Source organism: Pantoea sp. Sc1 (genome assembly GCF_000255315.1).
GTDB classification, from domain to species: Bacteria; Pseudomonadota; Gammaproteobacteria; order Enterobacterales; family Enterobacteriaceae; genus Pantoea; species Pantoea anthophila.
On the sequence record NZ_AJFP01000001.1, the window covers coordinates 3,786,029 to 3,812,381 of the forward strand.

A 26,353-nucleotide genomic window follows, 5' to 3' on the forward strand; every position below is an offset into this window, starting at 1 on the left:
GGAACGACTGCTGACGCGGGCGGGATCATAACATTTCGTTATCACGACGTAAGGCGAACATGCGGCGGGGCGGGAAAATGCGGATCGACTGCTGCCGATCCGCTGCAAATCGACGAAATTACGCTGCTTTATCCTCTAAACTGCGGTAGATCACACCACCCACCACACCACCGATAACCGGCATCAGCCAGAACATCCACAGTTGTGAGAGTGCCCAGTCCCCCTGGAACAGGGCCACTGCCGTGCTGCGGGCCGGGTTGACCGAGGTGTTGGTCACCGGAATCGTCACCAGATGAATCAGGGTTAACGTCAGGCCAATCGCGATCGGCGCAAAGCCTTTCGGTGCACGTTCGCTGGTCGCCCCCATGATGACGATCAGGAAGATGGCGGTCATCACGACTTCGCTGATCATACCCGCCTGCAGGCTGAAGCCGCCCGGCGAATGCGTGCCGTAACCGTTCGCCGCGAAGCCGCTGGCGGCGGCACTGAACTCGCCTCTGCCGCTGGCGATCAGCCAGAGCACCGCACCCGCCGCAATGCCACCCGCCAGCTGCGCGAGGATGTAAGGGATAGCCTGCGCTGCGGGAAAACGTCCGCCTGCCACCAGGCCCAGGGTGACCGCCGGGTTAAAATGACCGCCTGAAATGTGTCCGACCGCATAGGCCATGACCAGCACGCTCAACCCGAACGCCAGCGCCACGCCCAGAAAGCCAATGCCCAGCTGCGGAAACGCGGCAGACAGCACGGCACTCCCGCAACCGCCCGCCACCAGCACAAAGGTGCCCAGCGCTTCTGCGATTAACCTTTTCATGATATTTCCTGTGATTGGGTGAATGGATTTTGCGGCGGGATTATAAAACTGCGCAGGCGGATCGCAACGCAAGTACATGAAATGGCAGGATAAAAGGGTTGCCATTTGGCAACAGGGAATAATAACCCTTTGTAAAAAGGGGATTTATCCGGGATGACGTAACGCGGGGAAAACCGGCCAGTGTGACCCGGCCGGACGCTTTTTCAGGCCGCGCTGAGGCGGCCTGAGAAAACAGAGAGGCTTACTCGAACAGATTGCGGTGCAGCGTACGCACCACGCTTTCTGCATCGTTGCCCGGCACCAGGAAGCAGAGGTTGTAGCTGCTGGCACCGTAGCAAATCATGCGCAGGTTGAACGGGTCGAGTACACCAAACACCTCTTTGCCAACGCCGCAGGCTTTAGAGAGCTGGTTGCCGATAATCGCCACCAGCGCCAGATCTTCTTCTACTTCTACCCGGCAGAGCGACGAGAGTTCCGTCAGCAGCGCCTGGGTCAGCAGGCTGGCACTGGTAGAGGTGGAGCCGGTGGTGTCGAGCGTCAGCGCCACGCTCACTTCCGAGGTGGTGATCAGATCGACCGAGACGTTGTGGCGCGCCAGAATGTTGAACAGTTCGGCGAGGAAACCAAACGTATGCAGCATGTTCAGGCTGTGCAGCGTTAACAGCGTCTGCTTACGGCGCAACGCCAGCGCCCGGAACAGCGGCGGGTTGCGGGTTTCGTTGCAGACGCGGGTTCCTCCCGCGGCCGGATCCTTGCTGGAGCCGACAAAGACCGGGATACCGCGGCGTACGGCGGGCAGCAGCGTGGCCGGATGCAGGACTTTCGCGCCAAACGTCGCCATTTCAGCGGCTTCTTCAAAGGTGATTTCATCAATACGCTTCGCGGTCGGCACCACGCGCGGATCGGTGGTGTAGATACCCGGCACATCGGTCCAGATATCCACGCGCGCCGCGTGAAGGGCTTCGCCGAGCAGCGCTGCGGTGTAATCACTGCCGCCACGGCCTAACGTGGTGGTGCGCCCTTCACTTTCACTGCCGATGAAGCCCTGGGTCACAACCAGCGCCTGCGCGATGCGCGGCTGCAGCTGCTCCGTCGCCTGCGTTGCCAGCACGTCGACGTCCGGTACAGCCCGGCCAAAGCGATCGTCGGTGCGCAGCACTCTGCGAACGTCAAACCACTCCGCATTGACCTGGCGTTCACGCAGAATTTCAACAAACAGCAGGGAGGACATGAGCTCGCCGTGACTGACCAGTTCATCGGTCAGGGCACTTGAGGTGGCCAGCGAAGCGGCTTCAGAGAGCATACTGATATTGTCGATCATCCGATCGATTTCATCGCGGATCACATCCGGACGCTGCAGACGATCCACAATGGCATACTGGATACGGCGGATATCATCGAGCAGAACGGCACGCTGGGCAGCGGGCTGGCCTTCAGCCAGCGAAACCAGCAGATTGGTGATGCCCGCCGAGGCGGAAAGCACCACCAGACGGGTGCTGGCATCCTGCAGCACCACATCAGCGCTGCGATTCATCGCTTCAAAATCAGCGACGCTGGTGCCGCCAAATTTTGCCACAATCAGTGTTTGAGACATGTAGTAGAACCTCGTGTCAGGTTATCTTGTTCCCGCCATTGAGAAAGGGGTCGGGAAACATTCTTTCAGCCAGGCACAAGGAAAGAGCAGAAACGGGCAGACCAGATCGGGTAGACGAGTCACCCAGAAGCGCCCCACCTTGCGAAACGTCGACTGCACGTTTCTGGTGACAACCCAGAGGATTCAGCCCCTGTAGCCGACAGGCAACACACCGCGTGCTGACCCACCTCGGCGTCGCTCCCCATCATGTGTTTTCGCCGGATACGGTTCCTCCAACACACTGCCTGGGCGACGCGCCTCTTCTGGCTTGCGCACAGGTGCGCAAGTAGGCGCATACATTTAGCCTTTTCTGGCCCTGCTGTCAATGTCAGCATGGCTGGCGCGCCGCATCAGAAAACAAATCTGCCTGCGCCACAGCGTCTAGAGTGCTGGGTGGGTTCAGTCCGACGCGCCCTTTTTTCTGCGAAGCTTAATGGGTTCAGCCGTTGCATTCATTCCTGATTCGGCACAACGTTTTGTATGGCCTTTCGCGTCACACTCGGTCGGACGTTGTCACTGCCCTCTCCGGCTGTTCGCGCCAGTGAATGCTGGCGACAGGATGCGGGCTTTCCGCTCCCCTGCCCGGAGCGCGCTGACAAAATTTTTCCTTTCAGTTACAACTGTGGTCATACTGAAACGCTAAACGGGGTCGATGTGACCCGATGGGATGACGGTTCTTTTTATCAACAAGAGTGTTGCCATGAAAAATATCAATCCGACACAAACCGCAGCCTGGAAAGCGCTGCAACAGCATTTTGAGCAGATGAAATCGGTGGAAATTGCCGATCTGTTTGCTGAGGATGCCGATCGTTTTGCCAAATTCTCTGCCACCTTTGATGATCAGATGCTGGTGGATTTCTCCAAAAACCGCATCACCCAGGAAACCCTCGATAAGTTACAGGCTCTGGCGAGAGAGACCGATCTCAGCGGTGCCATTAAGTCTATGTTCTCGGGTGAGAAGATTAACCGGACCGAAGATCGTGCGGTGCTGCACGTCGCGCTGCGCAACCGCAGCAACACCCCGATTCTGGTGGATGGCAAAGATGTGATGCCGGAAGTGAACGCGGTGCTGGATAAGATGAAAGGCTTCTCCGAGCGTATCATCAGCGGCGAGTGGAAAGGCTATACCGGTAAAGCGATTACGGACGTGGTAAACATCGGTATCGGCGGCTCCGACCTCGGCCCGTTCATGGTGACTGAGGCGCTGCGCCCGTATAAAAACCACCTGAATATGCACTTTGTTTCTAACGTTGACGGCACCCACATCGCCGAAACGCTGAAAGATCTCAGCCCGGAAACCACCCTGTTCCTGGTCGCATCGAAGACCTTTACCACGCAGGAAACCATGACCAACGCCCACAGTGCGCGTGACTGGTTCCTGAAAACGGCTGGCGATCAGCAGCACGTGGCGAAACACTTTGCGGCGCTCTCCACCAACGCCAAAGCGGTGGGCGAGTTTGGCATCGACACCAACAACATGTTTGAATTCTGGGACTGGGTAGGCGGTCGCTATTCGCTCTGGTCTGCCATCGGCCTGTCGATCATTCTCTCTATCGGTTTCGATAACTTCGAGCAGCTGCTGAGCGGCGCGCACGCCATGGATCAGCACTTCGCCTCGACGCCTGCTGAACAGAACCTGCCGGTGCTGCTGGCGCTGATTGGTATCTGGTACAACAACTTCTTTGGTGCCGAAACCGAAGCGATCCTGCCTTATGACCAGTACATGCACCGCTTTGCGGCCTATTTCCAGCAGGGAAATATGGAGTCAAACGGCAAGTATGTGGATCGCGACGGTCACCCGGTGGATTACCAGACCGGTCCTATTATCTGGGGCGAACCGGGCACCAACGGTCAGCATGCGTTCTATCAGCTGATTCATCAGGGAACCAAGCTGGTGCCGTGCGACTTTATTGCACCCGCCATCAGCCATAACGCCCTCGCCGACCACCATCCGAAGCTGCTTTCCAACTTCTTTGCGCAGACCGAAGCGCTGGCCTTTGGTAAATCACGCGACGTGGTGGAGAAAGAGTTTACGGATGCCGGTAAATCTGCAGAGTCCGTGGCCCATATCGTGCCGTTTAAAGTCTTTGAAGGTAACCGCCCGACCAACTCTATCCTGCTGCGTGAGATTACCCCATTCAGCCTGGGTGCTCTGATTGCCCTGTATGAACATAAAATCTTCACTCAGGGTGCCATCCTGAATATCTTCACCTTCGATCAGTGGGGTGTGGAATTAGGGAAGCAACTGGCGAACCGCATTCTGCCGGAACTGGAAAATGATGAACAGATTACCAGTCATGACAGTTCCACTAATGCCTTAATTAATCGCTACAAGTCCTGGCGTTAATCGGCTTTAAATTAATCAGGCGGCACATTTGCCGCCTTTTTTTGTCTCTGTTTACGCCCTGTCTGGCGCTTTATGGATACACAGACCGTCACTGGCGCGGGAAAATTCCGAAAGTCACCTAAGACAATTCTGAACATTGCCGGATCATACCCGCCAACACCCAGTATAAAATGGACCTGAAAAGTGTCGTTACCCTGGGTTAACCCTTGATTCATAATCCTATTTAATTTTAGCAATCCTGAGTAAATTCTGATTATTCTTATTCCGTACCAGATATTAATAAAAGAGAACATTACGCTTTGCAATTCTTTAACCCGCAGCGAAATATCTGGCATCAGGCCGAAATATTCCGATATAAAAGGCGGTTATCTCCAATCTGACTGATTAAATCACGCCATCACCCCCTCCGCCGCCCTGGTTTTTATGGCGCTGAACTCTGATATTTTGTTGCCCTATAATGAACGCGCCCGCAATGGGACTGCCTGTCGCTCTGGTCATAGCTTGTCTGTATAGCCAGGATCGTCAGGCGGAGATCCTTCATTCACTCAATGCAGGAAACGTTGTTATGAAAAAAACTATGGTTGCCGGTGCAGCCCTGATCCTCGTTGCCGCCTCATCCAGCGCCTTTGCCGCGCCGGAAGAAGCGGGTTCCGCAGCTGGCGCGCAGGCGGGAGCAATCTCGTCCGGCACGTCGACCGCTGTCGGTATCGGTGCGCTGGGCGCGCTGGTCGGGATCGGGATCGCCGCTTCTGGCGGTGGTGACGGTGCAAATACCGGTACAACAACCACAACCACGACGAGCACAACTCGTTGATGGAAACCCGAAACGCGTCTGATTACTGACCGGTGACTCACGGGCAACGCTGACGTTTCAGCGACGCCACACAGTCCGCCGTTTTGCCGCCAGACGTAACGGGCAGAGCACCTTTAAACATAACCACACGTCTGTGTGGTTATTTTTACTTTGGCATGACTTATCAGGGACACACAGTGCGCCAACTTCCTCTGCTGCTCGCTTGCCTGCTGCTGCAGGCCTGTACACAAACGCAAAAAGGTCTTGAACAGACCCTGCTGCTCGCGGTTAACGGTCCTGACGATGTCACCGTAACCGATCAACAGGTCAACAATCTGCCCTACGCCAGTCTCTACGCCCGTCTGAATGAGGGACCGCGTATTTTCGTGGTGCTGGGCTACAACGAGAATGGTCAGCAGAAATGGGTGACTCAGGATCAGGCGATGCTGGTCACACAGCATGGGCGCCTGGTAAAAACCCTGGGCTTACCGGATAACCTGCTGAGCGTCAGCAATCTGCAGCAGGACCCGCTGGCTGCCCCCCTTCACCTCAGCAATGGCGCAGGCTGGACCCGCATCGTGCAGTGGACCGAACAGGGCAAGGTTCGCGGCGCGACCGTGCGTTCTACCTTTGCGCGCGGCACCGATGAAGTCCTGACCCTCGCGGGCAACCGCATTCCCTGCCGCGTCTGGCATGAGCAGGTGAGCATCGACAGCAGTAACCGCACGTGGGAAAACACCTTCTGGATCGATAACAGCAGCGGCGATGTGGTGCAGGCCCATCAGATGCTGGCGGCAGATGCCTTCCCTGTAGACACCACTATTCTGAAGCCGGCGAAATCATGAAAAAAATAACATTTTTGCTGGCCGGGCTGAGCCTGCTCAGCAGCGCAGGCGCGCAGGCGACGGCGCAGGTGATTGTCCACGCACCGCATAATGGCGGTCAGGCTGAACTGAGCCAGATTGCCGATCTCGCCCAGCTGGTGACGCTTCCTCCGCTGCAGGCGAACACGGACTGGCGTCGTACTTTTATTGCCGAGCGCGGTGCCAGCGCCGTGGCACAGCAGCACTATCAGCAGACGCTGGGCGAGCTGCGCGCGTGGCGTGCCGACAGCAGTGGCGACCGGGCGGCGGCCATTGATGAGGTGATCCGCCAGCTGAGTGCGATCAGGGTAACAGGCCGCCAGTTTACCTCGCTCGACCCGGACTGGATCCGTCTGCATCCGGCAGACAACCGTCGTCTGGAAGGCAGCTATGACCTCTGGCTGCAAACCCCGTCCGATTCCGTGCTGCTGCTCGGCGCGCTGAGTGGGGCAGGCAAAGTGAGCTGGCAACCGGGAAAATCCGTACGTGACTATCTTGCGGGGCATTCGTTACTTTCCGGGGCAGAACGCAATTTTGTTACGGTGATTGCTCCGTCGGGTGCCACGCAGCAGGTGCCGGTAGCGTACTGGAATCATCGCCATGTGGAAGTGGAGCCAGGCAGCATTATCTGGCTCGGCTTTTCATCGTGGAGCCTGCCAGGTGCCTATGAAGATCTCAACGATCGCCTCCTCTCCGTACTGACTCACCGGATACCAGACTGATGAAAAAACGTTATCTCTTCAGCCTGCTGGCTGTTTCCGTGGCGGCAGCCTGTCAGGCGCAGGCTGACACCTGGCCTGCGCCGGTGGGACCTTCACAATCTGATTTTGGCGGCGTGGGCCTGATGCAGGTGCCGACCGCGCGCATGGCCAGAGAGGGGGAGTTCAGCCTCAATGCCCGCGACAACGATCAGTATCGCTACTACTCCGCATCGCTGCAGCTCTTTCCGTGGCTGGAGACGACCGTGCGTTACACCGACGTGCGTACCCGCCAGTACAGTGCGGTCTCTGAATTCAGCGGCACGCAGAGCTATAAAGATAAAGCCTTCGACCTGAAACTGCGTCTGTGGCAGGAAGGATTCTGGCTGCCGGAAGTGGCGGTCGGCACCCGCGATCTCGGCGGCACGGGCCTGTTCGACAGCGAATATCTGGTAGCGACCAAGGCCTGGGGGCCGTTCGACTTTACGTTCGGTCTCGGCTGGGGCTATCTCGGCAACAGCGGCACGGTGAAGAACCCCTTCTGTTCCTACAGCGACAGCTACTGTCAGCGTCCACGGGTCGGCGAAGCGGGTTCCATCAACGGCTCGCAGATGTTCCACGGTCCGACGGCGCTGTTTGGCGGTATTGAGTATCAGACCCCCTGGCAGCCGCTGCGCCTTAAAATGGAGTATGAGGGCAACGACTATCAGAATGACTTTGCTGGCCGTCTGGAGCAGCGTAGCAAGCTGAACGTCGGGGCGATTTACCGTGTGACCGACTGGGCGGATATCAACGCCAGCTACGAACGCGGCAACACCTTTATGTTTGGTGTTACCCTGCGCACGAACTTTAACGATCTGCGCCAGGCGCACATCGACAGCGAGAAGCCCGCCTACAATCCGCAGCCGCAGCCGCGTCTGCTGGAGCCGACCGTGGTGGGGAATCAGCTTACCGACCTGAAATATAACGCCGGTCTCGATGGCCCGCGTATTCAGACACAGGGCCATACGCTCTATGTCTCCGGTGAGCAGACCAAATATCGCGATACCCGCGAAGGCGTCGATCGTGCTAACCGCATCATCATGAATCATCTGCCGGACGGCATCGACACCATCAATGTCACCGAGTCGCGCTTTAATATGCCGCAGGTCACCACGGAAACGCAGGTCGCCAGCCTGCGTAACGATCTGCAAGGCTATCCGCTGGGCCATGAGCAGCCGCTGCAGCAGACGCGCAAAGATCCGGTCGATCCGGGCACTACTGAGCAGGGGATGTTTATCCGCAAAGATCGCCTGAACTACAGCCTGTCACCGGTGCTGAATCAGTCGGTGGGCGGCCCGGAGAGTTTCTACATGTATCAGGTCGGCGTGATGGGTAACGTCGATTACTGGCTGACCGACCACCTGCTGGTGGGAGGCAGTCTGTTTGGCAACCTCGCCAACAACTACGATAAGTTCAACTATAACGGCGCACCGGCCGACTCATCGCTGCCGCGCGTGCGTACCCATATCCGCGACTACGTCGAGAATAACGTCTACGTTAACGATCTGCAGGCCAACTATATGGGCCACCTTGGTAACGGCTTCTATGGTCAGGTCTACGGCGGTTATCTGGAGACGATGTATGGCGGCGTGGGCGGCGAGGTGCTCTATCGTCCGGTTGATGCGAACTGGGCGGTGGGCGTCGATGCCAACTACGTCCGGCAGCGTGACTGGGACAACATGATGCAGTTCAACCGCTATAAAGCCTCAACCGGCAACCTGACCGGCTACTGGCGTCCGTGGTTTATGCAGGATGTGCTGGTGAAAGCCAGCGTCGGTCAGTATCTGGCGAAAGATAAAGGCGTGACGGTTGATGTGTCCAAGCGCTTTGACAGCGGCGTAATGGTGGGGGTGTATGCCACGAAAACCAACGTCTCCTCGGAAGAGTATGGCGAGGGTGACTTCACCAAAGGCTTCTATATCTCCGTACCGATGGATCTGTTCACCGTGACGCCAACACGCGGTCGCGCGCAGGTTAACTGGGTGCCGCTGACGCGCGATGGCGGTCAGATGCTGGGTCGTAAATACCAGCTGTATGATCTGACCTCCGATAGCGACGCGCGCTTTAACTAAGCAGAGGCGGCCTCGTTCAGACGGCGGCCGGACGTAAAGCGATGGGAGCATACGCCTGAAGCAAAGCATAGCGGGCCAGGGATGGCCCGCGCTGAGCCTGCCATGGATGGCGTTAAGGCGACTTTGCGCAAGGCGTATGCTCCCTGAGCCTGCTCTGCGGTAAGCGGGTGCACGCACAGGAAACCCGGTCAGATCGGAAAGGCGCTAATGCCATCCCTGGCCGCTCGGCCCGCTTTTTTACTCCTCGTCGTAGCCAAGATGCGGTGCCAGCCAGCGTTCCACTTCGCTGACCGACATGGCTTTGCGGGCCGCATAATCCTCCACCTGGTCACGCTGGATCTGCGCCACGGCGAAATATCGACTGTCAGGATGGCTGAAGTACCAGCCGGCGACGGCAGCGCCCGGCCACATGGCATAGGATTCGGTGAGCGTCATGCCGATCTGTTCTTCCACCCCCAGCAGCGTCCAGATGGCCGCTTTTTCGGTGTGATCCGGGCAGGCCGGATAGCCTGGCGCCGGTCGTATCCCCTGATAACGCTCGCGAATCAGCTCGTCATTGCTGAGATTTTCATTGGGGGCGAAGCCCCAGATCACCTTACGCACCCGCTCATGCAGATATTCGGCAAACGCCTCCGCCAGACGGTCCGCCAGCGCCTTCACCATAATCTTGTTGTAGTCGTCATGCTGCAGGTCATACGCCGCCGCCAGCGCATCCTCTTCCAGCCCGCCGGTCACCGCGAAAGCGCCAAGATAATCCGCTTTTCCCGTTGATTTGGGTGCCACGAAATCGGCCAGGCAGTAGTTTGCAAAGTCGGCTTTCTCTGTCTGCTGACGTAAGTGATGACTCACACACAAAACTTCATCGCGCCGCTCATCGCTATAGAGATGGATATCGTCACCGACCCGGTTAGCCGGGAAAATACCGACCACGCCACGGGGTGTCAGCAGCGACTGCTCACTTAATCTGTCGAGCATCGCACTGGCATCGGCAAACAGACGCTGTGCCTCTTCACCCACCACCTCATCTTCCAGAATGCGGGGATATTTGCCCGCCAGCGACCAGGTCATAAAGAACGGCGTCCAGTCAATATAGTGGCGCAGCGTGTCGATACTGGCCTCAACCTGACTGACGCCGGGGCGATGCGGCACCGGTGGCGTGTAGTTTTCCCACGCGATCAGGCTGGCGTTATCGCGCGCGGCCTGCAGCGACACCGGCGGCGTGCGCGGTTTTTTGCGTGCGTGCTGGATGCGCACGGTTTCATACTCCCGTCGGGTCCGGGCAATAAAATCGGCTTTCAGCGTGTCGGAGAGCAGCGATGACACTACACCGACGGTGCGTGAAGCGTTCTGCACGTAAACCGTCGGACCGCTGTAGTGCTGCTCGATTTTGACGGCGGTATGCGCCTTTGAGGTAGTCGCGCCGCCTATCAGCAGCGGCAGCGTAAAGCCCTGACGCTCCATCTCCTTCGCCATGTTAACCATCTCATCCAGCGACGGCGTGATCAGGCCCGACAAGCCGATGATATCCGCATCGACTTCCCGCGCGGTTTTCAGGATCTTCTCCCCTGGCACCATCACGCCCAGGTCGATAATTTCGTAGTTATTGCACTGCAGCACCACGCCAACAATATTCTTGCCGATGTCATGCACATCCCCTTTCACCGTGGCCAGCACGATTTTGCCGTTGCTGCGCCCGGCCTCTTTGCTGGCCTCGATAAAGGGTTCCAGATACGCCACCGCCTGTTTCATGACGCGTGCCGATTTCACCACCTGCGGCAGGAACATTTTGCCTTCGCCGAACAGGTCGCCGACCACATTCATGCCCGCCATCAGCGGCCCTTCGATAACCTCTATCGGGCGGGACACCTGCTGGCGTGCCTCTTCGGTGTCCTGCTCAATAAACTCCGTTATTCCTTTAACCAGCGAATATTCCAGTCGCTTAGCTACCGCCCAGCCGCGCCACTCCGCCAGCTGTTTCTCCTCCGCGCCGTCACTTTTGCCACCACGATACGTTTCCGCCAGCGCCAGCAGCCGCTCGGTGCCCTCTTCTCGCCGGTTGAGAATCACATCTTCGACGGCATCGCGCAGTTCAGCGGGCAGATCGTCATAGATAGCCAGCTGGCCGGCGTTGACAATCCCCATCCCCATGCCGTTGCGGATGGCGTGATAGAGGAACACGGCGTGGATCGCTTCGCGAACCGGTTCGTTGCCGCGAAAAGAAAATGAGACGTTGGAGACGCCACCCGATATCATCGCATGGGGCAGTTCACGCCGGATATCTTCGCACGCCCCGATAAAGTCCATCGCGTAGTTGTTGTGCTCCTCTATGCCGGTCGCCACGGCAAAGATATTGGGGTCAAAGATGATATCTTCCGGCGGGAAACCGACCTCCTGTGTGAGGATCTGATAAGCCCGGCGGCAGATCGCGATCTTACGGGCGCGGGTATCCGCCTGCCCCACTTCATCAAAGGCCATCACCACCATGGCAGCGCCGTAGCGCCGCACCTGACGGGCATAATGGATAAAGGCCGCCTCGCCCTCTTTCATCGAAATCGAGTTAACAATCCCTTTGCCCTGAATGCACTGTAACCCTTTTTCAATCACCGCCCATTTCGAAGAGTCGATCATCACCGGCACGCGGGCGATATCGGGTTCGCCCGCAATCAGATTCAGAAAACGCACCATCGCTGCTTCAGCGTCGAGCATCCCTTCGTCCATATTGATGTCGATAATCTGCGCGCCGCTCTGCACCTGCTGCAACGCGACGTCCAGCGCCTCGTGATATTTCTCTTCTTTAATCAGTCTTTTAAATTTTGCCGAGCCAGTGACGTTGGTGCGCTCCCCGACGTTGACAAACAGTGATTCGGCGCTGATGTTAAGCGGCTCCAGACCGGAGAGACGACAGGCCACCGGAATAGCCGGTGGCTTCCGCGGTGCGACGCCTTCAACAGCGGCGGCCATGGCGGCAATATGCTGCGGCGTCGTGCCACAGCAGCCGCCAATAATATTCAGGAAGCCGGCACGGGCCCATTCCCCCATCTGCCGGGCCATCACTTCCGCATCGAGATCATATTCGCCAAACGCATTGGGCAGACCTGCGTTGGGGTGCGCGCTGACGTAGCCCTCAGCGATGCGCGACAGCTCCGCCACATACTGACGCAGCTCATCCGGGCCGAGCGCACAGTTCAGGCCAAAAGAGAGGGGTTCTGCATGACGCAGAGCGTTATAAAAGGCTTCGGTGGTCTGGCCGGAGAGTGTCCGCCCGGAGGCATCGGTAATCGTCCCGGAGATCATCAGCGGCAGCGTCACGCCCAGCGCCTCCATCTCGCTCTGCACCGCATAGACCGCGGCTTTCGCATTCAGCGTGTCGAACACCGTTTCAATCATGATGAGGTCAACACCGCCCTCCACCAGCGCGCGGGTCGACTCCCGGTACGCGTCCACCAGCTGACTGAAGGTGACGTTGCGGAAGGCGGGATCGTTTACATCGGGCGAGATAGAGCAGGTGCGGTTAGTCGGGCCCAGCACGCCCGCCACAAAGCGCGGGCGATCCGGCGTTTTCGCCGTCCACGCATCGGCGCAGGATCGTGCCAGCCGGGCCGCTTCACGGTTGATTTCTGCCGAGAGGCTTTCCATGCGGTAATCTGCCATCGCAATCGACGTGGCATTGAAGGTGTTGGTTTCGAGGATGTCAGCGCCTGCGGCCAGATAGGCGTCGTGGATCTCGCGGATCACCGCCGGCTGACTCAGCACCAGCAGATCGTTGTTGCCTTTAAGATCGCAGGGCCACTCTGCGAAGCGGCTGCCGCGAAAATCCGCCTCCTCCAGCCGGTAGCGCTGGATCAGGGTGCCCATGGCACCGTCCAGCACCATAATGCGTTGTGCGAGCTGCTGATATAACGCGTCGATTTTCGTGCTCACCGTTGCCCCACTCACGTCAGTCTGCTGGCGAAAAAGCCTGTTTTTCATTCTGGCACAAGCTTAACTGGCGACAAAGTCACCTTATCCGGGACGGATAACGATCGCGGGCAGAGAGGTCTGACCAGAAAAGCAGCGTTTGCAAACGTCACGATTAAAACGAAAATGATTTCCACAATGCAAAAGAGGAGTTTCCCATGGCAATGCCGGTTCCCGCTAAGCGCGGCAAAAAACCCCGTAGCACGCCTGTCGCCGCACCAGCGGGCGGTCAGGTCCAGTCGCTGACGCGCGGCCTGACCCTGCTGGAGCTGATTGCCGATTCACACGGCAGCGTGGCGCTGACCGAACTGGCCCAGCAGGCGGGCCTGCCAAACTCCACCACCCATCGCCTGCTCAGCACCATGCAGCAGCAGGGTTTTGTCCGTCAGGTGGGCGACCTGGGTCTGTGGACTATCGGCGCACACGCCTTTATGGTCGGCAGCAGTTTTCTGCAAAGCCGTAACCTGCTGGCGCTGGTGCACCCGGTGCTGCGCAGGCTGATGGAGCAGTCCGGCGAGACGGTCAATCTGGCGGTACTGGATCTCAGCGATCATCAGGCAGTGATCATCGATCAGGTGCAGTGCACGCAGCTGATGCGGATGTCTGCGCCGATTGGCGGCAAGCTGCCGATGCACGCCTCCGGTGCCGGCAAAGCGTTCCTGGCACATCTGGGCGATGAGCAGGTCACGGCGCTGTTGCATCAGAAGGGCTTGCACTACTACACCGCGAAGACGCTGATGTCGCCGCAGAGCCTGAAAGAGAATCTGGCACAGGTGCGCAAAGCGGGCTTTTCCTTTGACGATGAAGAGCATGCGCTGGGTCTGCGCTGTGTCGCCGCCCCCATCTATGACGAACATGGCGACGCCTTTGCGGCGCTCTCCATCTCCGGGCCGATTGCCCGCATGACGGATGACCGCATTACTGAACTCGGCGCGCTGGTCATCCGCGAGGCGCGACAGGTTACGCTGGCGTACAGTGGTCGTTAACGGTTTCTGCCGCGTAGCAGACGCTGAAACGCTGCGTCTGCCGCCAGGCAATCACCTCTTCCACATGGCCCTGAGCGATGCGCTGCTGCTGAGCGCGCCACCAGCCGGGGTCAAAAAGTTCCGGATGCAGTTGCAGCAGCAAGGCGCCGGTCGCGGCTTCGCTGCATAACGCATAGCGGAAAGTCTCCGGAAACACATCGTCCGGCCCGACGCTGTACCAGGGCTCTGCGCTGAGTTCATCTTCCTCATAACGCGCGCGCGGCACCTCCCGGAAGTTCAGTTCGAGCATCGGGCGGATCTCATCGTAGTCATAAAAAATGACCCGGCCATGGCGGGTGATGCCGAAGTTTTTAAACAGCATATCGCCGGGAAAGATATTGGCGGCCGCCAGCTGCCGGATGGCGTTGCCATACTCCTCGATTGCATGATGACGCTCTGCCGCGCTGGCCTGCGCCAGATAGAGATTAAGCGGCTGCATCCGTCGCTCCAGCCACAGATGACGAATAATCAGACGGTCGCCCTGGATCTCCACTTTTTCTGCCGCACAGGCGTTCAGCTCAGCCAGCAGCGCCGGTGAGAAGCGCGCCAGCGGCAGCGCAAACTGCTCAAACTCCTGCGTATCGGCCATACGTCCCACGCGATCATGCTCTTTGACCTGCTGATAACAGGCGCGCACCTGCGCTTCCGTCACCTCTTTCTGTGGCGCGAAGCGATCCTTAATGACCTTAAACACCCGATCAAACCCCGGCAGCGTGAAAACCAGCATCACCATGCCGCGCACGCCAGGCGCGATCTCAAAGGCCGCATCACTCTCTGCCAGCGCCTGAAGATATTCACGGTAGCTTTCCGTTTTGCCATGTTTCTGGCAGCCAATCGCCCTGTACCGTTCCGCCAGGGTTTTGCCCGGCAGAATCGGTTGCAGCCAGGCGACCAGCGCAGCAGGCACCGGGGCATAGACCATGAAACAGGCGCGGGCGAACCCAAAGACAATGCTGGCGTCATTCACATCGGTGAGACAGGTGTCTATCCAGAGTTCGCCGGCGTCAGTGCGCTGAATCGGCAGCAGACAGGGAGCGATGCCGTCCGGCAGATGCAGGCGCGCCACCAGCAACGCGGTTTTGTTGCGATAAAAAAGCTCACTGCTGACCTCAAGCCAGCCCTGATCCAGACCGGCAAAGTGCGACGTCAGGTGACGGACAATCCAGCCGACATCCCGGGCGCGATGCTGCCACGGCAGGGTCAGCGGTAAATCGGCCAGAGCCTGATCCACCGCGGCCCGCCAGCCTCTGTCCGGCAGATAACGTCGCGACAGGGGCCGCAAAGGGGTGACCGGCGTAGCCTGGGATTGAGAGCTGAAGATAAACAGGCGCTCAGGCTGCAGATCGGCATGGCCATGTAATCGGCAGTAGACGGAGTTAAAGAAGCTTTCGGCAATTTCATGCCGCGGGTAGCCGGGAAGCAGGCTCTGATAGTGTTCCTTGATCTGCAGCCAGAATGCCTGATCCCAGTCTGCCGCGCCGTTCAGCACCCGCAGCTGATCAGCAACCAGAGAGACATGATGGTCGTAGAGGTGGATGCGAGCCTTCATGGCGTGCTGCACCGCCTGCCATTCCGCCTGTTCAAACCGCTGCTGCGCCCCGGCGGTGATATCCAGAAAGCGGCCATACTGCGCATCTGAACCCTGCAGAATCGTGTGGGCGATTAAAGATTCACGTGGCGGCATAATCAGCTCCGGCAAAGGCCCGCCCGCAGCGTGCGGGCGGGGGATCCGTCAGGAAAGCGCGTCAGAACTGATGCTCTTCGGTCGAACCGGTCAGCGCCGTGACCGACGATTTACCGCCCTGAATGGTGGTGGTGACCTGATCGAAGTAGCCGGTGCCCACCTCCTGCTGATGCGACGAGAAGCTGTAACCGCGATCGCGCGCCGCAAACTCAGGTTGCTGAACCTTTTCAACATAGTGACGCATCCCTTCGCCCTGAGCATAGGCATGGGCCAGATCAAACATGTTGAACCACATGCTGTGGATGCCTGCCAGCGTGATGAACTGGAAGCGATAACCCATGTCGCTGAGCGACTGCTGAAACGTCGCGATGGTGCTGTCGTCGAGATTTTTCTTCCAGTTGAATGACGGCGAACAGTTGTAGGCCAGCAGCTTGCCGGGAAAGCGCGCATGAATGGCGTCGGCAAAGCGCTGCGCCATCGCCAGGTCCGGCGTCGAGGTTTCACACCAGAGGATGTCAGCATAAGGTGCATAGGCCAGACCGCGACTGATCGCCTGTTCTATCCCTGCATGGGTACGAAAGAACCCTTCTGCCGTCCGGTCGCCCCGGATAAAGGGACGGTCGTATTCATCGCAGTCTGAAGTGATCAGGTCAGCGGCATCGGCATCGGTGCGGGCCAGCAGCAGGGTGGGCACCCCCATCACATCGGCGGCCAGCCGGGCCGCCACCAGTTTCTGAATCGCCTCCTGGGTCGGCACCAGCACCTTACCGCCCATATGGCCGCATTTTTTCACCGCAGCCAGCTGATCCTCGAAGTGAACCGCCGCGGCACCCGCCTGAATCATCGCCTTCATCAGTTCAAATGCGTTCAGCACGCCGCCAAAACCCGCTTCCGCATCGGCAACAATCGGCAGAAAGAAATCGGTGTACCGGCTGTCACCCGCTTCGATACCCGCGGACCACTGAATCTGATCGGCACGCTGAAAGGTCTGATTGATGCGCGTCACGACCTCCGGCACTGAGTTGACCGGATAGAGCGACTGGTCGGGATACATCTGCCCGGCAACGTTGGCATCTGCCGCCACCTGCCAGCCAGAGAGATAGATCGCTTCAATGCCCGCTTTCGCCTGCTGAAGGGCCTGACCGCCGCTCAGCGCGCCCAGACTGTTGATGTAGCCCTTCTTTGCCTTGCCGTTCAGCAGTGCCCAGAGTTTCTCTGCACCGCGCTCCGCCAGCGTACAGGCGGGTTGTAATGAGCCGCGCAGATTAACCACCTCTGCTGCGCTGTACGGGCGGGTAATCCCATGCCAGCGTGCGGTCTGCCAATCCTGTTCAAGTTGCTCGATTTGTTGAGTGCGTGTCATGGCAATAGCTCCTTTGTTCAGGGGATCAGGCGGTAGCCTGGCAGGGTAAGAAAGGAAACCAGTTCGCGTTCGGTGGTGATCTGCGCCATCAGCTGCGCCGCGTCGTGGTAGCGACCGCCGCTGAAACGGGATTCACCCAGCGTGTTTTGCAGCAGATGCAGCTCTTCGTTCAGCCAGCGCAGAAACAGTTCAGCGGTGACCGGCTGGCCGCTGTCCAGGATTTGCTGGTGGCGAATCCACTGCCAGATAGAGGTGCGCGCAATCTCCGCCGTAGCGGCATCCTCCATCAGTCCATCAATCGGCACACAACCGTTACCGCTAATCCAGGCCTCAAGGTATTGCAGCGCGACGCGGATGTTGGCACGCATACCCGCCTCGGTGCGTTGCCCTTCACAGGGCGCAAGTAACTGCTCTGCCGTGATCGGGGCGTCCGCTTCACGCATGACATGCAGCTGATTAGGCCGATCGCCGAGAGTGGCATTGAAGACGGCCATCGCACTCTCTGCCAGGCCAGGATGCGCTATCCAGGTGCCGTCGTGTCCATTGCCCGCCTCACGCTGCTTATCTTCCGTTACGCGTTGCAATACCCAGGCATTGCGCACCGGATCTTTGTGGGGAATGAGGGCCGACATGCCCCCCATCGCAAATGCCCCCCGGCGATGACAGGTTTTAATCAGCAGTCGCGAATAGGCATCCAGGAATGGCTGCGACATGGTCACCGACTGGCGATCCGGCAATATCCTATCCGGATGCTGTTGCAGGGTTTTGATATAGCTGAAGATGTAATCCCAGCGGCCGCAGTTCAGGCCGACGATGTGATCGCGCAGATTCCACAGGATCTCATCCATCTGGAAGACCGCAGGCAGGGTCTCGATCAGCACCGTCACTTTGATCGTTCCGCGCGGCAGATCGAACTGATCCTCGCTGAAACGAAAGATCTCACGCCACCAGGCGACCTCCTGCCAGCTTTCGGTTTTCGGCAGATAGAAGTAAGGGCCGCTGCCTTTCGCCAGTAAAGCGCGAACGTTGTGGAAAAAGTAGAGAGCGAAATCGAACAGGCCGCCCGGAATCGCCTTACCCTGCCAGCTGACATGTTTTTCTGACAGATGCAGACCGCGCACCCGGCACATCAGCACCGCCGGATGGGCATTTAACTGATAGATTTTTCCCTTGTCGCTGGTGTAACTCAGCGTTCCCTGCACCGCCTCGCGCAGCGTGAGCTGACCGTCAATCAGTTTTGACCACGCCGGGGAAAGCGAATCCTCAAAGTCAGCCATAAAGACGTTCACGTCAGCATTCAGCGCGTTGATCACCATCTTCCGATCGGGCGGCCCGGTGATCTCCACCCGGCGATCCGCTAAATCGGCCGGAATGGATCGAATATGCCATTCACTTTCTCTTATGGAAGCGGTTTCCATATCGAAGTCTGGCAGCGTGCCCTGGTCATAGCGTTGTTGTCGCCGCTGACGGTCGAGTAACAGTGCTTCGCGTTGCGGCGCAAAGCGTGTCACCAGAGCCTCTAAAAACGAGATGGCTTCAGGGGTAAACAGGCTCTCTGCTCCCTGGTTCAGGGGCTGGCTGAAGGTCAGGGTATGGCTGATCACGGAATCTGTCATGCTGGCGCTCTCCTGTATTCAAAAGATCGAATGCAGCGGATCCACTCGCTGTTTGTTTTGTGAGCTACAGATCCAGAGCATAAGCATTTATTTTCTTAAATCAAAAACTATTTCCATTTTTGCATTTAAACGGCGATATCTCTCTGTTTCAGAACGGATTAAAGTTTCATCTTTTAAAGGAATGCTTTTCATCTGGCTTTTTACAGGCGAAAAAAACCGTGCTGCCATCGGCTAACACGGTTCAGTTGAAGATTAAGCGGGACTATTCCAGTGTCGGATTCATGTGACGCAGATCGAATGGCGTGATCTGATAGACGTAGTAGTTGAGCCAGTTCGAAAACAGCAGATTGCCGTGGCTGCGCCAGGTGGCCCGCGGTGGCAGCGCCGGATTATTCTGCGGGAAATAGTTATATGGAATCTCCGGTTTCACGCCCGCCTCATAATCGCGATGGTACTCACCGGCCAGGGTCAGGGCATCATACTCCGGGTGACCGGTAACAAAGACCAGTCGCTTGTCCCTGCTCGCCATCAGATACGCCCCGGTTTGTTCCGATTCAGCAAACAGCTCAAGATCGGTGTAATCGGTGATCAGCTGGGTAGGAAAATCAGCATAGCGTGAGTGCGGAGCCAGGAAATTATCATCAAAACCCCGGGTCAGTAACGCGTGCGGATGCAGTATCTGATGCTCATAGACGCCAGACAGTTTGTTCTGTCGGGTTTGTTTCGGAATACCATACAGAATATTCAGCGCAGCCTGCACCGCCCAGCAGACAAACAGGGTTGAGGTAACATGCTCATTTGCCCAGTGCAGCACGCGCTGAATCTGTGGCCAGTAAGCGACATCGTTAAAATCAACCAGTCCGAGCGGCGCACCTGTCACGATTAAGCCATCGTAGTTGTCGTGCTGAATATCTTCGAAATTGCAGTAGAAGTTGTTGAGGTGCTCGCTGGGGGTGTTGCGCGACTCACGGCTGTCGATACGCAGCAGCTGAATATCGATCTGTAAGGGTGAGTTGGACAGCAGACGCAGAAACTGATTCTCCGTTTCGATCTTCTTCGGCATCAGATTCAGTACCAGCACTTTAAGCGGACGGATCTCCTGAACACTGGCGCGCGATGATGTCATGACAAAGACATTTTCATCACGCAAAAAATTTACTGCCGGTAATTCGTCGGGAACCCTGATTGGCATAACCTGCTCACCTCATACAACCGTATAAACGTTTAGACATCTGGATGCCCAACATTAGCCTGATTGGGGTGAGTTGTCGAGGTTTCATGCAGAAAATGAAAATGTTTCAGCTTAAACTGGCAAACAGCAGACGTAAAAAAGCCCCGCACGTCGGTGCGGGGCTTCTTCACTTATATAATGCCTGGCAGTTCCCTACTCTCGCATGGGGAGGCCCCACACTACCATCGGCGCTACGGCGTTTCACTTCTGAGTTCGGCATGGGGTCAGGTGGGACCACCGCGCTAAAGCCGCCAGGCAAATTCTTTGTGCTCTGTCCTGTGTCTTCTGTGCTGATGCTGCGTTGGCCGCCCTCCCGCTGCTCAGTCACATACGTCAGTATGCTCCTTCACATCGCTCGGTTGCCGCCTTGCCTCAGCGCAGAATCCTTCGGACTTTACTCCGCAGGACACAACTGTTATCCGGTAACAATACCGCATTCCGTAAGCCGTTGTGCCGTGTCGATGGAGGCGCATTATAGGGAGTTGTCAGACAGGCGCAACCCATAAATTGCAGAAAAAAGCGCGTTCGCTGCATTCCACAGCAAAAGTCGCTGTTATACGCAGTTACACACAGCGTTATCCACATTCACCGGGCCTGGCAAATTTAGGCGAGCATCACGCAAACGTTTTCGCTACAATGCCGGGCAATATGACGGACTCCCCTTTTAGGGGCGTTACCTGAGGTTTTTGATCTTTCCTTCTTATATAGAAGAGAAAACCGCTGTAAAACCTGATGTAACGCTCTTCTATACGCGAAACAAAGCCAAGGGATAAACCACCATGCAACAACCTCGTCCTGTACGCCGCGCCTTGCTCAGTGTCTCTGACAAAGCCGGCATCCTCGAATTTGCTCAGGCGCTCTCCAGTCGCGGTGTCGAACTGCTCTCCACAGGTGGAACCGCTCGCCTGCTGGCGGATGCGGGTCTGGCTGTCACAGAAGTCTCTGATTACACCGGTTTCCCGGAAATGATGGATGGACGCGTCAAAACCCTGCATCCGAAAGTGCATGGCGGCATTCTGGGTCGTCGCGGCCAGGATGATGCCATCATGGCGCAGCATGACATCAGCCCTATCGACATGGTGGTCGTTAATCTCTATCCCTTTGCCCAGACCGTTGCCCGTGAAGGATGCTCACTGGAAGACGCAGTAGAAAACATCGATATCGGCGGCCCGACTATGGTGCGCTCTGCCGCTAAGAACCACAAAGATGTGGCTATCGTGGTCAGCAGCGGCGACTACGACGCCATCATTGCTGAAATGGATGCCCACCAGAACAGCCTGACGCTCGACACCCGTTTCGACCTGGCGATCAAAGCGTTTGAACACACCGCCGCTTACGACGGTATGATCGCGAACTACTTTGGTAGTCTGGTGCCCGCCTATCACGGTGAACGCAATCAGCCTGCGGGTCGCTTCCCGCGTACCCTGAATCTGAACTTCATCAAGAAGCAGGATATGCGTTACGGCGAAAACAGCCACCAGCAGGCGGCCTTCTATATAGAAGAGCAGGTTGCTGAAGCCTCGGTTGCCACCGCGCAACAGGTTCAGGGCAAAGCGCTCTCCTATAACAATATCGCTGACACGGATGCTGCACTCGAGTGTGTCAAAGAGTTCAGTGACCCCGCCTGCGTCATTGTTAAACATGCTAACCCCTGTGGCGTTGCGACCGGCGACGACCTGCTGTCAGCCTATGACCGTGCTTACCAGACCGACCCTACCTCTGCGTTCGGGGGCATCATCGCCTTTAACCGCGAGCTGGATGAAGCGACAGCACAGGCCATTATCAGCCGCCAGTTCGTTGAGGTGATCATCGCGCCAGCCGTTTCCGAGGCCGCGCTGAAGATTACCGCCACGAAACAGAATGTCCGTGTCCTGATCTGCGGCCAGTGGCAAAACCGCACGGCAGCGCTGGATTTCAAACGCGTCAACGGTGGCCTGCTGGTTCAGGATCGCGATCTCGGTATGGTCGATGCCAGCCAGCTGCGCGTGGTCAGCAAGCGTCAGCCATCGGAGCAGGAGCTGCGTGATGCCCTCTTCTGCTGGAAGGTCGCGAAGTTTGTTAAATCCAACGCCATTGTCTATGCGCGTGACGGGATGACGATCGGGATTGGTGCCGGCCAGATGAGCCGCGTCTACTCCGCTAAAATTGCCGGTATTAAAGCGGGCGATGAAGGACTGGAAGTGAAAGGTTCTGCCATGGCGTCAGATGCGTTCTTCCCCTTCCGCGACGGTATTGATGCGGCCGCTGCGGTGGGCGTGAGCTGTGTGATTCAGCCTGGCGGATCTATCCGCGATGAAGAGGTGATTGCGGCGGCGGATGAGCACGGCATTGCCATGATCTTTACCGATATGCGCCACTTCCGTCATTAATCGTTCCGGAGAGTAACAGATGAAAATTTTAGTGATTGGTAATGGCGGACGTGAACACGCGCTGGCCTGGAAAGCGGCACAGTCGCCGCTCGCAGAAACCGTCTTTGTTGCGCCAGGTAACGCCGGTACGGCATTAGAGCCTGCGCTGCAGAATGTCGCAATCAGTGCGACCGATATCCCTGCCCTGCTGGATTTTGCCCAGCGCGAGAAGATCGATCTGACCATTGTCGGACCGGAAGCACCGCTGGTCATTGGCGTGGTGGATGCATTCCGTCAGGCTGGGCTGACCATTTTTGGCCCGACTCAGGCTGCCGCACAGCTGGAAGGCTCAAAAGCATTTACCAAAGATTTTCTGGCGCGCCATCAGATCCCCAGCGCGGCATACCAGAACTTTACCGAGGTCGAGCCGGCTCTCGCGTATCTGCGTGAAAAAGGCGCGCCTATCGTTATTAAAGCTGACGGCCTGGCCGCCGGTAAAGGCGTCATTGTGGCGATGACGCTGCAGGAAGCTGAAGAGGCCGTTCAGGATATGCTGGCCGGTAATGCCTTTGGCGACGCCGGGCACCGCATTGTGATCGAAGAGTTTCTGGATGGCGAAGAAGCCAGCTTTATTGTGATGGTCGACGGCGAGCATGTGCTGCCAATGGCCACCAGCCAGGATCATAAACGCGTAGGCGATGGTGATACCGGTCCGAACACCGGCGGAATGGGTGCCTACTCCCCGGCGCCGGTCGTCACCGATGAGATCCACCAGCGCGTCATGGATCAGGTTATCTGGCCGACGGTGCGCGGCATGGCTGCTGAAGGCAACGTTTACACCGGTTTTCTCTACGCCGGTCTGATGATCGATCGCACCGGGCAGCCGAAAGTGATCGAATTCAACTGCCGCTTCGGCGATCCGGAAACCCAGCCGATCATGCTGCGCCTGCAGTCGGATCTGGTCGATCTTTGCCTGGCCGCCTGCGAGGGTAAACTGGATCAGAAAACGTCCCAGTGGGATCCGCGTCCTGCGCTCGGTGTGGTACTGGCGGCGGGCGGTTATCCGGGTGACTACAGTCAGGGTGATCAGATCCACGGTCTGCCACTGGAAGAGGTTGCGGACGGCAAGGTCTTTCACGCCGGAACCCGGCTGGAAGAGGATCGGGTGCTGACCAGCGGTGGCCGCGTGCTGTGCGTTACCGCACTGGGTGAGGATGTCGCTGCGGCACAGAAGCGGGCTTATGCGCTGACACAGCCCATCTCGTGGCAGGGCAGCTTCTGCCGCCGCGATATTGGCTATCGCGCCATTAATCGCAAATAAGTTCAGGGGGCACCGGGTGCCCCCTTTTTATTTTTACATATCATCTTCTGTCGGCTGCTGCGCGCACTCATCCTGCTGACTGATCCGCAACAGCTGAATGCCTTCCGGCGCGTCCAGCCATGACACCATCAGCGGTGCCGGGGCGCTGCGCTGCTGCTGTGTCAGTATCCGCAGGGCATCAGCATCAAAAGCGGGCCTGACCTGCTGCCCTTCACAACTCTCCAGCAGATTGTTGCCCAGCCAGTGTCCCTGCCTCAGGAATACCCGACCGCTTAACAGCGCATCACTAAGATTACGCATCCGCTGAGCGTCAAACTTATAGAGTTCTACCGCATCAGCACTCACGGCTTCACGCCGGTCTGACAGCTGACGCTGCATAAAGTTGAGGCCGCCCGCCTGGTCAAAGCGCAGGGTGACATCATCAGGCTGCTTCCCTTTTACCTGGCGCTGAACGCTGATCAGCGCCTCTTCCAGCCAGACATAATCGGTCACCTCGCCCTCACCGCCACTGAACGGCGTGTAGATCGTACGAATATGGACAGACTGGTGATCGCTGTTTTTACGCCAGATGCGCACAACACCACGATCGGCAAGATAGCCACTGGCAGAAAAGGGGGGAATATCCGGAACAGAGCTGCAGCTAAACAGAAACAGGGAGAGAAACAGAACAGCTAAACGCTGAAACAGCGGGGTCATGATGGCTGGCCTCTTAAACAAAAGGGGCGAAACGCCCCCTGTTTTAAAGCTTAACCGCAGTGCGACGTCTTACTTAACGGCGTCTTTCAGCGCTTTACCAGACACGAATGCCGGTACGTTTGCTGCAGCGATTTTGATCTCTTTGCCAGTCTGCGGGTTACGACCGGTACGCTCAGCGCGGTGGTTCACTTTAAAAGTACCAAAACCAACCAGTTGTACAGCATCACCATCTTTCAGAGACTCAGTGATCGCAGCCAGAGTAGATTCCAGCGCTGCCTTAGCCTGGGTTTTAGACAGGTCAGCTTTTTCTGCGATCACATCAATCAGTTGAGTCTTGTTCATAAGTTATCCTTAAAGTGTATTTATCGCTTGCTAAGCAACGAGTGCGAGGGAAAAGCCATATTCTGGCACTCTTCTGCCTGCACGCACCGATAGCCACAATTTTCAGCCCCCCAAATGTAGACCAGAGAGGGGGCCAATGTGAAGCCTCCAGGCGCGCTAATTCGGGCCTGAAGTCACGTTTTATCGCCTTACTGCTGGAAATTTATACCGATGTTACTTATTCCCGCTTCACGCAGGTCAGATCGCAGACCTTTAATCAATTCAAGGTCGCGCTCTTCACACTCCGCCAGCAGGCGGAAAATCTCCCACTGGAGGTCCCACTCATCGATGATAGCCGGGTTTTCACGCAGCTCCTCATCGGTCATTTCGCGTCCAGCCTGTGTCATTTCCAGCATGGCAACCGTCGTAATGGATGTCCTGCTGACTTCAATCGCATGCTCCAGCGTTTCACCACTCAGCTGGGCATGTAACACTTCGCTCAGGGCCACGCAGGCATCGATAGCCGGATAGACGCCATAGACCTCAAACGCATCGCCATCGGGAATGGCAGCCTCGAGCTTTTCCAGCTGGCTGTCGAAGTTAATCTTCGCATCTTTGACCGTCAGGTTTTCCCAGATCAGATCAAGAATGCGGCGATAGAGTGCCGGATCGGCAAATTCAGTCTGCTCGCAGAATGCGCGATAGTTGGGGTACATACGCTCGCACAGGCAGGCCATAAACGTCAGATGCTGCCAGCTTTCCAGCTTCGCCAGACGCAGATGAACGGGATTTTGTAACATAAAGGTGGCTCTTATTCGTTTCTCTGGCCGCAGTGTAACTGCAAAAGCGCAGCACAAACAGTGTTAAAGCGCGTTTTGCCAGCGCTGGAAAGCGGAACGGTTCGACGCCACTGCATCGGCCCAGCGGGTGGGTTCCGGCAAACGGTAACCGCGCGTACAGTTTTCGACCCACTGCAGCGCAGTATCCAGGCTGACACGGTGGCCGGTGGCGACGAACAGCGGGTTGCAGCGTTGCTTGCTGCGCCATACCCAGCCAATCTGCTCACCTTTGTCGATCAGCGGCTGGCGGCTGCCCGGTTGCGCATCCAGATCGGCAAAACGACCACACAGCCGGCTTTTCGCGACCCCGATAGTAGGCACATCCACCAGCAGACCAAAATGCGAGGCAACGCCGAGCCGTCTGGGATGCGAAATTCCGTGTCCATCCACAAACAGCAGGTCCGGCTTCTGCTCCAGCATCTCCCAGGCGGCCATCAGGGCCGGATATTCCCGGAAGGAGAGAAAGCCCGGGATATAGGGCATCGTCGTCTCAATACGCGCGATGCGATGCTCCACCAGCCGAAGCGATGGGTACTCCAGGATTACCATCGCTGCGCGTGTGATCGTGCCTTCCTGCTCAAAACCTACGTCGGCCCCACCGATATAGCGAGGCGGCAATACATCAAAATCATCGTCACGCACCACGTCAGCGGCGCGTTGTAACTGCTCAGCGCGAAGTGCGGCAATATCCAT

At 57.5% G+C, this 26,353-nt stretch carries 19 protein-coding genes, 1 rRNA gene and 1 riboswitch; of the genes, 8 read left to right on the forward strand and 12 right to left on the reverse strand.

The features are described from left to right. Positions 1-118: 118 nt before the first annotated feature. The gene (gene aqpZ / locus S7A_RS17565) at positions 119-811 is read right to left on the reverse strand and encodes an aquaporin Z (protein WP_009092629.1); all 693 of its coding nucleotides are present in this window, start codon (positions 809-811) and stop codon (positions 119-121) included. Positions 812-1,052: 241 nt separating this feature from the next. Continuing rightward, a complete protein-coding gene (lysC, locus tag S7A_RS17570) occupies positions 1,053-2,405 on the reverse strand; it encodes a lysine-sensitive aspartokinase 3 (RefSeq protein ID WP_009092631.1) in 1,353 nt (450 codons plus the stop codon). A gap of 119 nt (positions 2,406-2,524) precedes the next feature. After that, positions 2,525-2,715, reverse strand: a riboswitch (Lysine riboswitch). Positions 2,716-3,144: 429 nt separating this feature from the next. Between lysC and pgi the strand changes: the two genes are divergently transcribed. From pgi to S7A_RS17600, 5 genes are all read left to right on the forward strand, one after another. Beyond that, positions 3,145-4,791, forward strand: coding sequence for a glucose-6-phosphate isomerase (pgi, locus tag S7A_RS17575; protein ID WP_009092632.1), 1,647 nt, complete (start codon positions 3,145-3,147; stop codon positions 4,789-4,791). Positions 4,792-5,356: 565 nt separating this feature from the next. Beyond that, entirely contained in the window at positions 5,357-5,605 is a 249-nt protein-coding gene (gene yjbE / locus S7A_RS17585; RefSeq protein ID WP_009092634.1) for an exopolysaccharide production protein YjbE, read from the forward strand. Positions 5,606-5,781: 176 nt separating this feature from the next. Then, a complete protein-coding gene (locus tag S7A_RS17590) occupies positions 5,782-6,429 on the forward strand; it encodes a YjbF family lipoprotein (protein WP_009092635.1) in 648 nt (215 codons plus the stop codon). After that, entirely contained in the window at positions 6,426-7,169 is a 744-nt protein-coding gene (locus S7A_RS17595; protein ID WP_009092636.1) for a capsule biosynthesis GfcC family protein, read from the forward strand. The genes S7A_RS17590 and S7A_RS17595 overlap by 4 nt, the downstream gene beginning before the upstream one ends. Further along, positions 7,169-9,259, forward strand: a complete 2,091-nt coding sequence (locus tag S7A_RS17600; RefSeq protein WP_009092637.1) for a YjbH domain-containing protein — start codon at positions 7,169-7,171, stop codon at positions 9,257-9,259. Before S7A_RS17595 ends, S7A_RS17600 begins: the two co-directional genes overlap by 1 nt. A 237-nt stretch (positions 9,260-9,496) precedes the next feature. On the opposite strand, the gene metH is transcribed toward S7A_RS17600, so the two are convergent. Next, positions 9,497-13,180, reverse strand: coding sequence for a methionine synthase (gene metH, locus S7A_RS17605; RefSeq protein WP_009092638.1), 3,684 nt, complete (start codon positions 13,178-13,180; stop codon positions 9,497-9,499). Positions 13,181-13,374: 194 nt separating this feature from the next. On the opposite strand from metH, the gene iclR reads away from it, so the two are divergent. After that, on the forward strand, positions 13,375-14,202 hold the full coding sequence (gene iclR / locus S7A_RS17610) for a glyoxylate bypass operon transcriptional repressor IclR (protein WP_009092639.1): 828 nt from the start codon (positions 13,375-13,377) through the stop codon (positions 14,200-14,202). On the opposite strand, the gene aceK is transcribed toward iclR, so the two are convergent. The 5 genes from aceK to rrf all read right to left on the reverse strand — a co-directional run bounded on the left by aceK (position 14,177) and on the right by rrf (position 20,391). Further along, positions 14,177-15,925, reverse strand: coding sequence for a bifunctional isocitrate dehydrogenase kinase/phosphatase (gene aceK, locus S7A_RS17615; RefSeq protein ID WP_009092640.1), 1,749 nt, complete (start codon positions 15,923-15,925; stop codon positions 14,177-14,179). The two genes, iclR and aceK, sit on opposite strands and share 26 nt — an antisense overlap. A gap of 61 nt (positions 15,926-15,986) precedes the next feature. Further along, complete coding sequence (aceA, locus tag S7A_RS17620; protein ID WP_009092641.1) at positions 15,987-17,288, reverse strand: isocitrate lyase; 1,302 nt, start codon at positions 17,286-17,288, stop codon at positions 15,987-15,989. Between the two features lie 17 nt (positions 17,289-17,305). Then, the gene (gene aceB, locus S7A_RS17625) at positions 17,306-18,904 is read right to left on the reverse strand and encodes a malate synthase A (protein WP_009092642.1); all 1,599 of its coding nucleotides are present in this window, start codon (positions 18,902-18,904) and stop codon (positions 17,306-17,308) included. 262 nt (positions 18,905-19,166) lie between these two features. Beyond that, complete coding sequence (gene metA / locus S7A_RS17635) at positions 19,167-20,096, reverse strand: homoserine O-succinyltransferase (RefSeq protein ID WP_009092644.1); 930 nt, start codon at positions 20,094-20,096, stop codon at positions 19,167-19,169. Positions 20,097-20,275: 179 nt separating this feature from the next. Then, positions 20,276-20,391: ribosomal RNA gene (rrf, locus tag S7A_RS17640) — 5S ribosomal RNA — on the reverse strand. A gap of 523 nt (positions 20,392-20,914) precedes the next feature. On the opposite strand from rrf, the gene purH reads away from it, so the two are divergent. Together purH and purD are read left to right on the forward strand one after the other, a co-directional pair. Continuing rightward, positions 20,915-22,504 (forward strand): bifunctional phosphoribosylaminoimidazolecarboxamide formyltransferase/IMP cyclohydrolase, encoded by a 1,590-nt coding sequence (purH, locus tag S7A_RS17645; protein WP_009092645.1) that lies wholly within the window; start codon positions 20,915-20,917, stop codon positions 22,502-22,504. 19 nt (positions 22,505-22,523) lie between these two features. Then, positions 22,524-23,804 carry a phosphoribosylamine--glycine ligase gene (purD, locus tag S7A_RS17650; protein ID WP_009092646.1) on the forward strand — a complete coding sequence of 427 codons (1,281 nt, stop codon included), beginning with the start codon at positions 22,524-22,526 and terminating at the stop codon, positions 23,802-23,804. Positions 23,805-23,837: 33 nt separating this feature from the next. Here purD and S7A_RS17655 read toward each other — a convergent pair whose 3' ends face one another. The 4 genes from S7A_RS17655 to nfi all read right to left on the reverse strand — a co-directional run bounded on the left by S7A_RS17655 (position 23,838) and on the right by nfi (position 26,353). Next, on the reverse strand, positions 23,838-24,500 hold the full coding sequence (locus S7A_RS17655; protein WP_009092647.1) for a DUF1481 domain-containing protein: 663 nt from the start codon (positions 24,498-24,500) through the stop codon (positions 23,838-23,840). Between the two features lie 69 nt (positions 24,501-24,569). After that, positions 24,570-24,842 carry a nucleoid-associated protein HU-alpha gene (gene hupA, locus S7A_RS17660; protein ID WP_003850136.1) on the reverse strand — a complete coding sequence of 91 codons (273 nt, stop codon included), beginning with the start codon at positions 24,840-24,842 and terminating at the stop codon, positions 24,570-24,572. Positions 24,843-25,030: 188 nt separating this feature from the next. Next, complete coding sequence (locus S7A_RS17665; protein ID WP_009092648.1) at positions 25,031-25,621, reverse strand: YjaG family protein; 591 nt, start codon at positions 25,619-25,621, stop codon at positions 25,031-25,033. Positions 25,622-25,684: 63 nt separating this feature from the next. Then, positions 25,685-26,353: a deoxyribonuclease V gene (gene nfi, locus S7A_RS17670; RefSeq protein ID WP_009092649.1), complete on the reverse strand. Its 669-nt coding sequence runs from the start codon at positions 26,351-26,353 to the stop codon at positions 25,685-25,687.

Coding starts and splice junctions, on each gene's coding strand:
- aqpZ (WP_009092629.1), bottom strand. CDS start 811: ATGAAAAGGTTAATCGCAGAAGCGCTGGGCACCTTTGTGCTGGTGGCG.
- lysC (WP_009092631.1), bottom strand. CDS start 2,405: ATGTCTCAAACACTGATTGTGGCAAAATTTGGCGGCACCAGCGTCGCT.
- pgi (WP_009092632.1), top strand. CDS start 3,145: ATGAAAAATATCAATCCGACACAAACCGCAGCCTGGAAAGCGCTGCAA.
- yjbE (WP_009092634.1), top strand. CDS start 5,357: ATGAAAAAAACTATGGTTGCCGGTGCAGCCCTGATCCTCGTTGCCGCC.
- S7A_RS17595 (WP_009092636.1), top strand. CDS start 6,426: ATGAAAAAAATAACATTTTTGCTGGCCGGGCTGAGCCTGCTCAGCAGC.
- S7A_RS17600 (WP_009092637.1), top strand. CDS start 7,169: ATGAAAAAACGTTATCTCTTCAGCCTGCTGGCTGTTTCCGTGGCGGCA.
- iclR (WP_009092639.1), top strand. CDS start 13,375: ATGGCAATGCCGGTTCCCGCTAAGCGCGGCAAAAAACCCCGTAGCACG.
- aceK (WP_009092640.1), bottom strand. CDS start 15,925: ATGCCGCCACGTGAATCTTTAATCGCCCACACGATTCTGCAGGGTTCA.
- aceA (WP_009092641.1), bottom strand. CDS start 17,288: ATGACACGCACTCAACAAATCGAGCAACTTGAACAGGATTGGCAGACC.
- aceB (WP_009092642.1), bottom strand. CDS start 18,904: ATGACAGATTCCGTGATCAGCCATACCCTGACCTTCAGCCAGCCCCTG.
- metA (WP_009092644.1), bottom strand. CDS start 20,096: ATGCCAATCAGGGTTCCCGACGAATTACCGGCAGTAAATTTTTTGCGT.
- purH (WP_009092645.1), top strand. CDS start 20,915: ATGCAACAACCTCGTCCTGTACGCCGCGCCTTGCTCAGTGTCTCTGAC.
- purD (WP_009092646.1), top strand. CDS start 22,524: ATGAAAATTTTAGTGATTGGTAATGGCGGACGTGAACACGCGCTGGCC.
- S7A_RS17655 (WP_009092647.1), bottom strand. CDS start 24,500: ATGACCCCGCTGTTTCAGCGTTTAGCTGTTCTGTTTCTCTCCCTGTTT.
- hupA (WP_003850136.1), bottom strand. CDS start 24,842: ATGAACAAGACTCAACTGATTGATGTGATCGCAGAAAAAGCTGACCTG.
- S7A_RS17665 (WP_009092648.1), bottom strand. CDS start 25,621: ATGTTACAAAATCCCGTTCATCTGCGTCTGGCGAAGCTGGAAAGCTGG.
- nfi (WP_009092649.1), bottom strand. CDS start 26,353: ATGGATATTGCCGCACTTCGCGCTGAGCAGTTACAACGCGCCGCTGAC.